Source organism: Pseudoduganella sp. OTU4001, assembly GCF_038440195.1.
Taxonomy (GTDB): domain Bacteria; phylum Pseudomonadota; class Gammaproteobacteria; order Burkholderiales; family Burkholderiaceae_D; genus Rugamonas.
In genome coordinates, this window is the sequence record NZ_JASATG010000002.1 from 322,893 (window position 1) to 335,395 (window position 12,503).

Annotated in this window: 12 protein-coding genes; 3 read left to right on the forward strand and 9 right to left on the reverse strand. The window is 64.6% G+C overall.

Annotated elements, in window-relative coordinates:
• Window positions 1–98: 98 nt before the first annotated feature.
• Complete coding sequence (locus AAHE99_RS03425; protein ID WP_342114427.1) at window positions 99–2,072, forward strand: ATP-binding protein; 1,974 nt, start codon at window positions 99–101, stop codon at window positions 2,070–2,072.
• Here the strand turns inward: AAHE99_RS03425 and ureG are convergent.
• From ureG to AAHE99_RS03465, 8 genes are read right to left on the reverse strand one after another with little or no spacing between them, the layout of a single operon-like run.
• Window positions 2,069–2,686 carry an urease accessory protein UreG gene (gene ureG / locus AAHE99_RS03430; RefSeq protein ID WP_342114428.1) on the reverse strand — a complete coding sequence of 206 codons (618 nt, stop codon included), beginning with the start codon at window positions 2,684–2,686 and terminating at the stop codon, window positions 2,069–2,071. The two genes, AAHE99_RS03425 and ureG, sit on opposite strands and share 4 nt — an antisense overlap.
• 10 nt (window positions 2,687–2,696) lie before the next feature.
• Complete coding sequence (locus AAHE99_RS03435) at window positions 2,697–3,356, reverse strand: urease accessory protein UreF (protein ID WP_342114452.1); 660 nt, start codon at window positions 3,354–3,356, stop codon at window positions 2,697–2,699.
• 2 nt (window positions 3,357–3,358) lie between these two features.
• Window positions 3,359–3,850, reverse strand: coding sequence for an urease accessory protein UreE (gene ureE, locus AAHE99_RS03440; RefSeq protein ID WP_342114431.1), 492 nt, complete (start codon window positions 3,848–3,850; stop codon window positions 3,359–3,361).
• Between the two features lie 13 nt (window positions 3,851–3,863).
• Window positions 3,864–5,564 (reverse strand): urease subunit alpha, encoded by a 1,701-nt coding sequence (ureC, locus tag AAHE99_RS03445; protein ID WP_342114433.1) that lies wholly within the window; start codon window positions 5,562–5,564, stop codon window positions 3,864–3,866.
• Window positions 5,564–5,881 carry an urease subunit beta gene (locus AAHE99_RS03450; RefSeq protein ID WP_342114435.1) on the reverse strand — a complete coding sequence of 106 codons (318 nt, stop codon included), beginning with the start codon at window positions 5,879–5,881 and terminating at the stop codon, window positions 5,564–5,566. The genes ureC and AAHE99_RS03450 overlap by 1 nt, the downstream gene beginning before the upstream one ends.
• Before the next feature lie 10 nt (window positions 5,882–5,891).
• Complete coding sequence (locus AAHE99_RS03455; protein WP_342114437.1) at window positions 5,892–6,194, reverse strand: urease subunit gamma; 303 nt, start codon at window positions 6,192–6,194, stop codon at window positions 5,892–5,894.
• Window position 6,195: 1 nt separating this feature from the next.
• Window positions 6,196–7,038, reverse strand: a complete 843-nt coding sequence (locus AAHE99_RS03460) for an urease accessory protein UreD (protein ID WP_342114439.1) — start codon at window positions 7,036–7,038, stop codon at window positions 6,196–6,198.
• 11 nt (window positions 7,039–7,049) lie between these two features.
• Window positions 7,050–7,829, reverse strand: coding sequence for a HoxN/HupN/NixA family nickel/cobalt transporter (locus AAHE99_RS03465; protein ID WP_342114441.1), 780 nt, complete (start codon window positions 7,827–7,829; stop codon window positions 7,050–7,052).
• 239 nt (window positions 7,830–8,068) lie between these two features.
• Here AAHE99_RS03465 and AAHE99_RS03470 point away from each other — a divergent pair, with 239 nt between their 5' ends.
• Window positions 8,069–8,995, forward strand: coding sequence for a response regulator transcription factor (locus AAHE99_RS03470; RefSeq protein WP_342114443.1), 927 nt, complete (start codon window positions 8,069–8,071; stop codon window positions 8,993–8,995).
• A gap of 63 nt (window positions 8,996–9,058) precedes the next feature.
• Here the strand turns inward: AAHE99_RS03470 and secA are convergent, their stop codons facing one another.
• Entirely contained in the window at window positions 9,059–11,821 is a 2,763-nt protein-coding gene (gene secA, locus AAHE99_RS03475; RefSeq protein ID WP_342114445.1) for a preprotein translocase subunit SecA, read from the reverse strand.
• A 146-nt stretch (window positions 11,822–11,967) separates the two neighbouring features.
• Between secA and AAHE99_RS03480 the strand changes: the two genes are divergently transcribed.
• Window positions 11,968–12,438 (forward strand): DciA family protein, encoded by a 471-nt coding sequence (locus AAHE99_RS03480; RefSeq protein WP_342114448.1) that lies wholly within the window; start codon window positions 11,968–11,970, stop codon window positions 12,436–12,438.
• Window positions 12,439–12,503: the final 65 nt, after the last annotated feature.

Here is a 12,503-nt window from a genome sequence, read left to right on the forward strand (position 1 = left end):
ACAGCCGGGCGGCGTTTTGTTTTAAACATCAGCAACTTTCACTACTGAACGCTACAATGCGGTGATAAACAAAAATCAATAAAGCTGGGAGCACAACTTTGAAGCTTTCGCTGCGCGCGAAATTCCTGCTGCTGAGCGCCTTTGTCCAGGCTCTGGTGGTGGCCCTGTTAATCGGCAATAGCCTGCGCCTGATGACCAATGCCGTCAGCCGCAATGCCGACCGCGTCGCCCACGAATACGCTGTCAACCTGAACCTGACCCTGACGCCCTACGCCAGCAGCGGCCGGCTGGGCGAACTGCGCACCTACTGGTCGGAAATGCTGTCCGACCCGCGCGACAGCTTCCTGCGCTATATCGTGATCCTCGACGCCGCCGGCGAAATCATCCTGGAAGCAGGCGAGCGCCCCACCTTCCTGCCCGAATCGCTGCGCCAGGCCCAGCTCGGCGGCGTGCGCACCGCGGTCGATGGCAACCTGCTGCACGCCCAGGCGCCGCTGCTGCTGAAAGACAACCAGGTCGGCACCCTGCACTTCGGGCTGTCCACCATGGACCTGGTGGCGGCGCGCGACGATGTGCTGCGCCAGGGCGGCCTGATCGCCCTGCTCGGCTTCGCCCTGGCCCTGCTGATGTTCTATACCCTGACGCGCGGCTTTGGCCAGCGCCTGGGCGACCTGGCGCGCCACTCGGAAAAGCTGGCTGAAGGCCAGTTCAGCCAGTTGCCCGAGCACGGCGACGACGAACTGCAAGTGGTGACCCACTCGCTCAACCTGATGAGCAATGCGCTGCGCGAACGCATCGCCCAGCTGGAGGAATCGCAGCGCCGCCTGCGCGAATCAGAGGAGCGCTTCCGCACCCTGTTCGACATGACGCCGCTGCCGCTCACGGTGTCGGACCAGGATGGCCATATCATCGGCGCCAACCAGGCCGTGGTGCGTACCTTTGGCATCCCGATGCAGGAGCTGCTCGGCAAGCGCTCGGACGAAATCCAGTTCTGGGCCGATCCGAGCGAGCGGCTGCGCATCTGGAACCAATTCCGCCTGCACGGCGTGGTGCAGGGCGAGATGGCCTCGGTGCGCCTGCCAGGCGACCGGCCGGGCCAGGTGGCGATCTGGTCGTCCTCGCTGCTGCTGGATGGGCGCCACGCCATCATCTGGGCCATCCTCGACCTGACGCAGGAAGTCAATGCCAAGCGCGAACTGCGCGAGTTGAACGATGCGCTGGAAACGCGCGTGCGCGAACGCTCGGCCGCGCTGGAACAGGCCAACCGCGACCTGTCGAGCGCGCTGGAAACCCTGCAGCGCACCCAGCATGACCTGATCGCTTCCGAAAAGATGGCTTCGCTGGGCTCGCTGGTGGCCGGCATTGCGCATGAACTGAATACGCCGATCGGCAATTCGCTGCTGGCCTCCACCGCGCTGACCGACCGTGTGGAGGATTTCAAGCAGACCGTGGCCGATGGTTCCATCCGCCGCTCCACCCTCAACCACCACCTCGACGAAGTGCAGATGGCGTGCGGGCTGATTTCGAATTCGCTGCAAAAGGCGGCCGACCTGATTGCCTCCTTCAAGCAGATCGCCGTCGACCAGACCAACGACCAGCGCCGTCACTTCCGCCTGCAATCGGTGGCGCTTGATACCGCAGCCACCTACACCCCGCGCCTGCGCCGCAGCGCGATCCATATGCAGGTGGAGGTGTCGGCTGAGCTGGAACTCGATTCCTATCCGGGCAGCCTGTACCAGGTGTTCAATAACCTGATCAACAACGCCCTGCTGCACGCGTTTGAAGGCCGCACCAGCGGCAAGCTGTGGCTGTCCGCCCGTGCGGTTGACGACGAACAGATTGAGATCGTGTTCCGCGATAACGGCGTCGGCATGTCGGACGAGGTGAAGCGCCATATCTTCGACCCGTTCTTCACCACCAAGATGGGCAACGGCGGCACGGGACTGGGCATGAACATCGTCTACAACATCGTCACCGGCGTGATGGGCGGCCGCATCACCATCGACTCCACGCCGGGCGACGGCACCACGGTGCGCATGGTGGTGCCCACCGTTTCGCCGCAACGCGACTAGCCAGGCACGCCCAGCAATCCCTGCTCGCGGATAAAGCTGACCACCTGCTGCACACCTTGCCCGCTGCGCAAATTGGTGAACACAAAGGGGCGCTCGCCGCGCTGGCGTGCGGCGTCGCGCGCCATGACTTCCAGGTCGGCGCCGACATGCGGGGCCAGGTCCGTCTTGTTGATAATCAGCAGATCGGAGCGGGTGATGCCGGGACCGCCCTTGCGCGGGATTTTTTCACCGCCCGCCACGTCGATGACGTACAGGGTCAGGTCAGACAGTTCGGGGCTGAAGGTTGCGGCCAGGTTGTCGCCGCCGGATTCGACCAGGATCAGGTCGAGCGCCGGAAAATCCGCCTGCAAGCGCGCGATCGCCTCCAGGTTGATCGAAGCGTCTTCACGGATCGCAGTGTGCGGGCAGCCGCCCGTTTCGACGCCCATCAGGCGTTCCGGCGGCAACGCCTCGGCGCGCAGCAGAAACTCCATGTCTTCGCGGGTGTAGATGTCGTTGGTGATGACGGCCATGTCGTAATCATCGCGCATGGCTTTGCACAGCATCTCGCAGAGGGCGGTCTTGCCGGAGCCGACCGGGCCGCCGATGCCGACGCGCAGGGGATTGGATGCCATAGTTATTCCTTTATGAACGGTAAAGCCTGCCGTGCTGCACTTCGTGCCGCATCGACAGCAGGGACAGCCCGGGCGCCCAGTTGCACATATTCGTATCGTCCAGCGCTTGCGCGGTATGGGCCGCTGCTTCGATTTCAGCGCGCAGCGATAGCAGCAGGCGCTGGCCGGCGACCTGCCCCAACGGAATGGATTTGACGCACACCAGCACCTGGTTCTCGGCCCAGCCGAACAGCATGGCCAGCAGCGCAGCCTCATGCGGGATGCCCAGCGCATGCACGGCCCGCGCCAGCGCAGGCAGGTAAGCTTCCTCGCCTTCGGTGGCGGGGGCCAGTTCCAGCTCGGCCGCCAGGCGCGCCAGCGAAAAGCCCATCTGCACCGATTCCGCCCGCAGTTCCGCCGTATCGCGCGAGGCCAGGTAGCGCTCGGCCCAAGCCGAAGCCGTCGCCGCATCGCCTGCCGCATGGGCGCGCAGCAGGCGCCAGAACAGCGGAGCATCCCAGCGCGCCAGCACTTCGTGCAGCATGCTGGCCATCCAGGTGCGCGCCGTAGCGGCATCGCGCACGCTGCCCTGCTCCAGCGCCGCCTCCAGCCCTTGCGAATAGCTGTAGGCGCCAATCGGCAGCGCCGGGCTGGCCAATTGCAGCAAATGCAGCAGCGCCTGCGCTTCCATCATCACGCGTCCGCCGGGCGATGGATTTTTTGCCGCAGCGGCACCGGCGCCAACGGGTGGCCGTGCGCATGGCCGCCGGCATAGGCCCCCGCCTCGGGTTCGAACGCCGCCATGTCTTCCGTCACGTCTGCGCCCAGGCCGGCCAGCATGTCGCGCAGCACCGCATCGACGCGGATGCGCAGGAAGCCGTCGCCCACCTCCACCTGGCTATGGCGGTTGCCGAGGTGGAAAGCGCAGCGCAGCAGGCCGTGCGCATCGGCGGCGCGCACGGTGTAGACCGGCTCCTCCGCCGCGCGCACGCGCGCCACGAAACCGGTTTCCCCGGTCAGCAGGTCGCCATCGCGCAGCACCGTGCCGCGCACTGTGAACAGGGCAATCTCCTCGCCCGACACCAGGCGCGCGCGCTGGCGGCACTTTTCGCGCTGGTCGTAAGTCAGTACCAGTTCGCCGTCGACACGCTCGGCGGCGGGCAGTTTGGTGTGCAGTGTCAGCATGGTCATCGCCCAATCAGAACAGGAAATAGCGCTGCGCCATCGGCAGCACCGGCGCGGCTTCGCACACCAGCAACTGGCCGTCGGCACGCACCTCATAGGTTTCGGGATCGACCTCCATATGCGGGGTCGCGCCGTTGTGGACCATATCGGCCTTGCGCAGCTGGCGCGTTGCGCGCACCGGCACCACGCGCTTGGCCAGTCCCAGGCGCTGCGCCACGCCGGCCTCGAACGCCGCCTGCGAGACGAAGGTCAGCGACTTTTTCAAGCCGCCGCCGAAGGCGCCGAACATCGGCCGCGTGTAGACCGGCTGCGGCGTCGGAATGGAGGCGTTCGGATCGCCCATCTGGGCGCAGGCGATCATGCCGCCTTTCAGCACCATCGACGGCTTGACGCCGAAGAAGGCCGGCCGCCACAGCACCAGGTCGGCCAGCTTGCCCACTTCCAGCGAACCCACCACATGCGAAATGCCGTGCGCGATGGCGGGATTGATGGTGTACTTGGCCACATAGCGCTTGACGCGCGTGTTGTCGTTGCGCTCGCTGTCGCCCGGCAGCGCGCCGCGCTGCACCTTCATCTTGTGCGCGGTCTGCCAGGTGCGCAGGATGACTTCGCCCACCCGCCCCATGGCTTGCGAGTCGGACGACATCATCGAAATCGCGCCCAGGTCGTGCAGGATGTCTTCGGCTGCAATGGTCTCGCGCCGGATGCGCGATTCGGCAAAGGCCACGTCCTCGGCGATGGCGGCGTCCAGGTGGTGGCACACCATCAGCATGTCCAGGTGCTCGTCCAGGGTGTTGACGGTGAACGGGCGGGTCGGGTTAGTGGACGATGGCAGCACATTGGACTGGCCGACCGCCGCGATGATGTCCGGCGCATGGCCGCCGCCCGCCCCTTCAGTATGGAAGGTGTGGATAGTGCGGTCCTTGAACGCCGCCAGCGTCGCTTCCAGGAAGCCGCCTTCATTCAGGGTATCGGTGTGGATCGCGACCTGCACGTCCATGCGGTCCGCCACCGACAGGCAGTTGTCGATCGCCGCCGGCGTGCTGCCCCAGTCCTCATGCAGCTTGAGGCCGATGGCGCCAGCCTCGATCTGCTCCTCCAGCGGGCGCGGCAGGCTGACATTGCCCTTACCCAGGAAGCCCAGGTTCATCGGGAAGGCGTCGGCCGCCGCCAGCATGGAATGGATGTGCCAGGGGCCGGGGGTACAGGTGGTGGCCGCCGTGCCGACCGCCGGCCCGGTGCCGCCGCCGATCATGGTGGTCACGCCCGATGCCAGCGCCTCCTCGATCTGCTGTGGGCAGATGAAATGGATGTGCGTATCGACCCCGCCGGCGGTGACGATCATGCCCTCGCCCGCAATGATCTCGGTGGCGCCGCCGATGGCCATCGTGACCCCAGGCTGGATGTCGGGATTGCCAGCCTTGCCGATGGCAGCGATCTGGCCGTCCTTCAAGCCGATATCGGCCTTGACGATGCCCCAGTGATCCAGGATCACGGCATTGGTGATCACCGTATCCATCACATCCCGGTGCGGCAGCTGGGATTGCCCCATGCCGTCGCGGATCACCTTGCCGCCGCCGAATTTCACCTCTTCGCCGGGAATAGCGTAATCGTGTTCGATCTCGATAAACAGTTCGGTATCGGCCAGGCGGATGCGGTCGCCCTTGGTCGGCCCGAACATTTCGGCATACGCGCGGCGCGAGATCCGGGCCATTATGCCTCCCCATCCAACGCGCCCATCACGCGCGCATTGAAGCCGTAGACGTGGCGTGTGCCAGCCAGTGCCACCAGCTGCACCGTGCGGTGCTGGCCGGGCTCGAAACGCACGGCGGTGCCGGCTGCGATATCGAGCCGCATGCCGCGCGCCTGTGCGCGGTCGAACTGCAAGGCCTCGTTGACTTCGAAGAAGTGGAAGTGCGAACCGACCTGCACTGGCCGGTCGCCGCTATTGGCCACCACCAGGGTGCAGCCGGCACGGCCGGCATTGAGTGCGATGTCGCCCTCTTCAAGCAGGTATTCGCCAGGTATCATGCCATCCTCCTCAAATGATCGGGTGGTGCACCGTGACCAGCTTGGTGCCGTCTGGAAAGGTCGCCTCGACCTGGATATCGGGGATCATTTCGGGCACGCCCTCCATCACCTCGTCGCGCGCCAGCACCTGGGAGCCCTCGGCCATCAGCTCGGCCACGGTCTTGCCGTCGCGCGCGCCTTCCAGGATCGCCGCACTGATCAGGGCCACGGCTTCCGGGTAATTGAGCTTGAGGCCGCGCGCACGGCGGCGCTCCGCCAGCAGCGCGGCGGTGAACAGCAGTAGTTTGTCTTTTTCGCGTGGCGACAGGTCCATATCAGGTATTCCATATCCGGAGTTCGGTTGCGGGGCGCTCCATCCACTGCGGGCGCAAGGTTTGCCAGGCGCGTGACATCAACGTGCGCGCCTGTTCGGCATCGTGTCCCAGGTAGCGCAGCACCAGCAGAGGCTTGAGCGCGGTCACGCCCAGCGCGGGATCGAGCGCGCGCAACTGTGCAATCAAAGCGGGTTCCGTAGCGCGCCCCACCGCCAGGAAAGTGGCGCAGACCGTCGCGCCACCCAAAATGTGCGGGCTGTGCATGGCGCTGCTGCCGCCATGCAGCACGCCCTGGTCCCACCACAGCAATCGCCCAGCCTGGCGCACCTGCAGTTGTTGGCGCACCGTGCCGCTCGCAAAGCGCTCCCCGCTGGCACTTCGCCCAAAGCAGAGGATGTCGCAGCCAAGGTAGCGCGCACCGGGCGCCAGGTCGACCACCTGCAGCAAATGCGCGTCCGTACCATCGAAGAAGATCATTTCCTGCGGCAGCCATTCCAGCCGCGCGTCCGGCCCAGCCTGGATGTGGACCCGCTGCCAGGCCGGCTTGCCATTGGCGCGGTACCACTTGGCTGCGCCTGGCGTGGTCAGCAGGGCATGTGCAGCGGCTTCGGCATCGATGTCGATGTGCAGTTCATCGCCGCCGGCAATGCCGGCCGGCGGGTGCAGCACGATGTTGTGGCAGACCGCCTCCCCTTCCGGATACAGGGCCTTTTGCACGCGCAAGGGACCGCTATGCGCGCGCTGTACCAACCGGGTGGCTGCACCGCAGCGCGCATAGCGCAGCGCCAGGCTGGCGCGCCACGCGGCGGGAGGCAAGGCTGCGGCGGGAAGGTCGCTATGCATGGCAGCCGTCACTATCCAGGAGACGCATCGTGCGGGCGCGCCATGACCATCGCCAGCAGGAAGCTGCCGGCCAGCACCGCCACCAGCGCCGCGCCGAAGGCCAGTTCCTTGCCGTCGCTCCAGTCCCCGATCGCGGGCGATGCCAGTTTCAGCACACCGAATCCCGCCACCATAAAACTCGCGCCGGCCACCACCCAGCCCATGATGCGCGACGCCATCACTGCTGCCTCGCCGCTACGGCGCAGCAAGCGCGCGATCCAGATGCCATGCACGCCATCGGACACCAGCATCCCCACCGTAAACAGTGCGCCCAGCAGCAATGCATGCGGCCAGCCGCTGAACTGGCTGGCCGCCACGGCAAACAGGGTGGCCTGGCTGACCGTATCGAGCGACACGGCAAACAGGGCGCCCAAAAGCGCCACCCCGCCCGGCCCCGAAGCGGCAGCCAGGCGGCCCAGTAAGCGTGTCTTCAATCCCACCGTCGCAACGACTTGCCCGGCAGGCGCGCTGAGCAAGGCGTGCACATTCAGCAGGCCCAAACCGAGCAGGCAGACGATGGAAATCCAGGCGCCCCACAGCTCAAGCCAAGCCGGCGGCTGCCAGTATGCGGCCAGCGAGGTCAGCGCCGCGGCAATGGCGCTCATCACCGCGCCGTGCCCCAGCGAGAACCAGGCGCCGCACTGGCACGCCAGGCGTGGCCGGGCCGCCATGTTCCAGCGGGCCAAGCCATCGATGGTCGCCAGGTGATCCGCGTCGAAGCCATGCTTCAGGCCAAGGCTGAGCACCAGCAAACAGAGTCCAATCAAATTGTCGGGAAGGTTATCGGCCATGCCCATCAATAAGCAAGACGCATACCAGTTGCGGTGGCCAGTCGAACAGGCATAATAGTTGCGTTGATATAGTCGCCATCAAATACAAGGCGCCCCCATGCACACCTTGCACCAAACATGGAAAGCCCACGCACCAAAACGGTTCAGTGCCCGGTGCGGCCACGGCTGGGCCGGCAGCTTATTCGCGCAAGGAGCCTGCCATGCAACAGACGATTGAGCGCCCGCCGGGGCGGCTGGTGCTGGTGGTTGACGACATGCCCGAAAACCTGGCCGTGCTGCACGACGCGCTCGATGAATCGGGTTATTCCGTGGTGCTTGCCAACGACGGCGCCAGCGCGCTGGAACAAGCCCATGCACTTCTGCCCGACGTTATGCTGCTGGATGCGGCCATGCCCGGCATGGACGGCTTCGAAGTCTGCCGCCGCTTGAAAGCGGACCTGCAGACCCGCGCCATCCCGGTCATCTTCATGACCGGCCAGCCGGAAAGCGAACATGTGGCGGCGGCGTTCCAGGCTGGCGGCAGCGACTACGTGACCAAGCCGGTGCGCCAGAACGAAATGCTGGCGCGCATCCACGCCCACACGCAGAACGCGCGCCTGCAGAGCCAGTCCCGCAGCGCCCTCGATGCCTTCGGCCACGCGGTGCTGACGGTGGATCCGGACGAACGCATCCTATGGCAAACGCCGCTGGCGCGGCAATGGCTGGACAGCTACTTCCCGGCACATGCCAAGTCCGCGCTGCCGCTGCCGGTATCGCCCTGGCTGCAGCGCGCCGTCCGGGCCCGCTCCGGCGGCGAACAGGCTGCGCCGCTGGTAATCGAGCAAGGCACGCGGCGCCTGATTTTCATGCTTGGCGAGGCGGATGAAGCTGTGCAGTGGAGCATCGTGCTGCGCGAAGAAGCCGATGACGCGCTAGTGCAGTCCCTGATGGCGAAGCACCGCCTGACCCAGCGCGAGGCCGAAGTGCTGCACTGGGTCAGCGAGGGCAAGAGCGACAGCGACATCGGCGACATCCTCGGCACCAGCCCGGGCGCCGTCAAAACCCATCTCGAGCAGGTACTGGCGAAACTAGGCGTGGAGACACGCACTGCCGCCGCCGCGCTGGCCGTCTCGTCCCGGCCGCTGTGACCTGAAAGCAAAACGGCCCGGACGCTTGCGCGGCCGGGCCGTTTTGTCAGGCAGCTTTAAGGCTTACGCCAGCTTGCCGTGGCAAGCCTTGAACTTCTTGCCGCTGCCGCATGGGCATGGGTCGTTGCGACCGACCTTGAAGCCCTGGCTCAGGGCTTCTTCCAGTTCGGCGACCGGCATGGCGGTTGGGGCCAGCAGTTCTTCCGGCGCAGCGTTCGGGTTGAAGTCGGCGTGCTGGTAATGCACGTTTTCCACGTGCGACTGGTTCATGGCGGCTTCCGCTGCCTCGACTTCTTCGCGCGACTGGATGCGCACCATCATGATCATGCGGATCACGTCGTTCTTGATCATGTCCAGCATGGTGCCGAACAGTTCGAACGCTTCGCGCTTGTATTCCTGCTTAGGATTCTTCTGCGCATAGCCGCGCAGGTGGATACCCTGGCGCAGGTGGTCCAGCGCTGCCAGGTGCTCGCGCCAGTGGGTGTCCACCGACTGCAGCATGACGTTGCGCTCGAAGCCGGCGAAGGCTTCCTTGGAAACGATGTCGACCTTGGCCTGGTACACGGCATCGGCTGCCGCCACCACGCGCTCGACGATGTCCTCGTCGGTGACGTTGTTTTCCTTCTCCATCATCTCGACCAGCGGCAGCTCGATCAGCCACTCGTTGGCCAGGGCCTTCTGCAGCGCAGGAATATCCCACTGCTCTTCCACCGATTCCTCCGGCACGTACTGGCGCACCAGGTCGGTGAACACGCCGTGGCGCAGGCTCATGATGGTGTCGGAAATGTCGGTCGCTTCCAGCAGCTCGTTACGCTGCGAGTAGATCACCTTACGCTGGTCGTTGGCGACGTCGTCGTATTCCAGCAGCTGCTTACGGATGTCGAAGTTGCGCGCTTCAACCTTGCGCTGCGCGGATTCGATGGAACGGGACACGATGCCCGCTTCGATCGGTTCGCCTTCCGGCATCTTCAGGCGGTCCATGATGGCGCGCACGCGGTCGCCGGCGAAGATGCGCAGCAGCGGGTCGTCCAGCGACAGGTAGAAGCGCGAGGAGCCCGGGTCGCCCTGGCGGCCGGAACGGCCACGCAGCTGGTTGTCGACGCGGCGGGATTCGTGGCGCTCGGTACCGACGATATGCAGGCCACCGGCCGCCACCACCTGGTTGTGCAGCGCCTGCCAGCCGTCGCGCAGGGACTGCGCCTGGGCGGCCTTGTCGGCATCGCTCAGGTCCGGGTTGGCTTCGATGAACTGGATCTGTTTTTCAACGTTACCGCCCAGCACGATGTCGGTACCACGGCCGGCCATATTGGTGGCGATGGTGATCGCTTTCGGCGAACCCGCCTGGGCGATGATTTCCGCTTCGCGCGCGTGCTGTTTCGCGTTCAGCACGTTGTGCGGCAGCTTGGCCTTGTCCAGGATGCCGGACAGCAGCTCGGAGTTTTCAATCGAGGTGGTACCCACCAGCACCGGCTGGCCGCGCTCGTAGCAGTCGCGGATGTCCAGCATCATGGCGTTGTACTTCTCGGCGTTGGACTTGTACACCTGGTCCTGGCGGTCCTTACGCTGGGAGGGACGGTTCGGCGGGATCACCACGGTTTCCAGACCGTAGATTTCCTGGAATTCGTACGCTTCGGTATCGGCGGTACCGGTCATGCCGGCCAGCTTGCCGTACATACGGAAGTAGTTCTGGAAGGTGATCGAAGCCAGGGTCTGGTTCTCGTTCTGGATCTTGACGCCTTCCTTGGCTTCCACCGCCTGGTGCAGGCCGTCGGACCAGCGGCGGCCGGTCATCAGGCGGCCGGTGAATTCGTCGACGATTACCACTTCATTGTTCTGCACCACGTAGTGCTGGTCCTTGAAGTACAGGGCGTGCGCGCGCAGGGCGGCGTACAGGTGGTGCACCAGGGTGATGTTGGCGGAATCGTACAGGGACGCGCCTTCCGGCAGCAGGCCCATCGCGGTCAGGATGGCCTCGGCCTTTTCGTGGCCGGCTTCGGTCAGCAGCACCTGGTGCGATTTCTCGTCCTTGGTGTAGTCGCCCGGCACTTCCACTTTACCCTTGCCGTCCGGCGTGTCTTCGCCGATTTGCTGGGTCAGCTGCGGCGGCACCAGGTTGATCTTGTGGTACAGGTCGGTGTGGTTCTCGGCCTGGCCGGAGATGATCAGCGGGGTACGCGCTTCGTCGATCAGGATCGAGTCCACTTCGTCGACGATGCCGAAATTCAGGGTGCGCTGTACGCGCTCGCTGGCTTCGAACACCATATTGTCGCGCAGGTAATCGAAACCGAATTCATTGTTGGTGCCGTAGGTGATGTCGGCAGCGTAAGCGGCTTGCTTGTCGGCGTGCGGCATCTGCGACAGGTTGACGCCGCAGGACAGGCCCAGCCAGCGGTACAGCTTGCCCATGGTCTCGGCATCGCGCTGCGCCAGGTAATCATTGACGGTCACGATATGCACGCCCTTGCCGGACAGTGCGTTCAGGTAGGCCGGCAGGGTTGCGGTCAGGGTCTTGCCCTCACCGGTGCCCATTTCGGCGATCTTACCGTAGTGCAATACCATGCCACCGACCAGCTGCACGTCGAAGTGGCGCATCTTGAACACGCGCTTGGAAGCTTCGCGGCAGACGGCGAAGGCTTCCGGCAGCAGGTCGTCCAGCGTCTCGCCATTGGCAACGCGTTCCTTGAGGGCAGGCGTTTTCGCTTGCAGCTCGGCATCCGACAGCTTTTCGAACTCCGGTTCCAGGGCGTTGATCGCCTTGACCGTTTTTTGGTATTGCTTGAGCAGACGCTGGTTGCGGCTGCCGAAAATCTGGGTCAGTAAGGACATTTCTTAGTTTCTTCCTGCGGGTCCGCCAATGGCAAAAGTGCGTGATTTTATCATGCGTTCGTAGCAAGGTTGGGATCTTGGCCTATATAACAATAGGCCAGCGCTGAAAAATTCACCGGCTGGGGCCGCCACGGTAAAATGGCGGCATGGGTTTCTCGTTCACCAACCGCAAGCACGCCCCGCAGGAAGCCACGGATTTCCTGCGCGGGAACGCACGCCTGGCGGCCTTGCTGCCGGCCGTGCAGCGCATGGCAAAATTACAACAGGATTGCTGGGAAGTACTACCAAGCGCCTTCAAAGCGTGCGAAATCTTCGCTTTTGACGGCGGCGAACTGACCCTGGCGGTACCGAATACGGCGGTGGCGGCCAAGCTCAAGCAGCAGGTGCCGAATATGCTGGTGAATTTGAACGGGAAAGGGTGGCAGATAAACAACATCCGCTTCCGGGTGCAGATCGCCAAGGGCATCGCCCCCGTGCGTCCCAGCGGCGAAGGCCTGAAATTATCGGAAGCCGCCGTCGACTCCTTCGACGAGATGAGCAAGAAGCTGGAACCGACCGCCGCCAACGAACCATTAATCGCCGCCATGCAGCGCCTGGTCGCCCGCCGCCGTACCTAACCAGCAACTTTTGTCCGCTTGGGGGGTGGGGGGGGGCCAAGATGGGGAATTTTTTTTATATGTGA

Coding starts and splice junctions, on each gene's coding strand:
- ureG (WP_342114428.1), bottom strand. CDS start 2,686: ATGGCATCCAATCCCCTGCGCGTCGGCATCGGCGGCCCGGTCGGCTCC.
- AAHE99_RS03435 (WP_342114452.1), bottom strand. CDS start 3,356: ATGGAAGCGCAGGCGCTGCTGCATTTGCTGCAATTGGCCAGCCCGGCG.
- ureE (WP_342114431.1), bottom strand. CDS start 3,850: ATGCTGACACTGCACACCAAACTGCCCGCCGCCGAGCGTGTCGACGGC.
- ureC (WP_342114433.1), bottom strand. CDS start 5,564: ATGGCCCGGATCTCGCGCCGCGCGTATGCCGAAATGTTCGGGCCGACC.
- AAHE99_RS03450 (WP_342114435.1), bottom strand. CDS start 5,881: ATGATACCTGGCGAATACCTGCTTGAAGAGGGCGACATCGCACTCAAT.
- AAHE99_RS03455 (WP_342114437.1), bottom strand. CDS start 6,194: ATGGACCTGTCGCCACGCGAAAAAGACAAACTACTGCTGTTCACCGCC.
- AAHE99_RS03460 (WP_342114439.1), bottom strand. CDS start 7,038: ATGCATAGCGACCTTCCCGCCGCAGCCTTGCCTCCCGCCGCGTGGCGC.
- AAHE99_RS03470 (WP_342114443.1), top strand. CDS start 8,069: ATGCAACAGACGATTGAGCGCCCGCCGGGGCGGCTGGTGCTGGTGGTT.
- secA (WP_342114445.1), bottom strand. CDS start 11,821: ATGTCCTTACTGACCCAGATTTTCGGCAGCCGCAACCAGCGTCTGCTC.
- AAHE99_RS03480 (WP_342114448.1), top strand. CDS start 11,968: ATGGGTTTCTCGTTCACCAACCGCAAGCACGCCCCGCAGGAAGCCACG.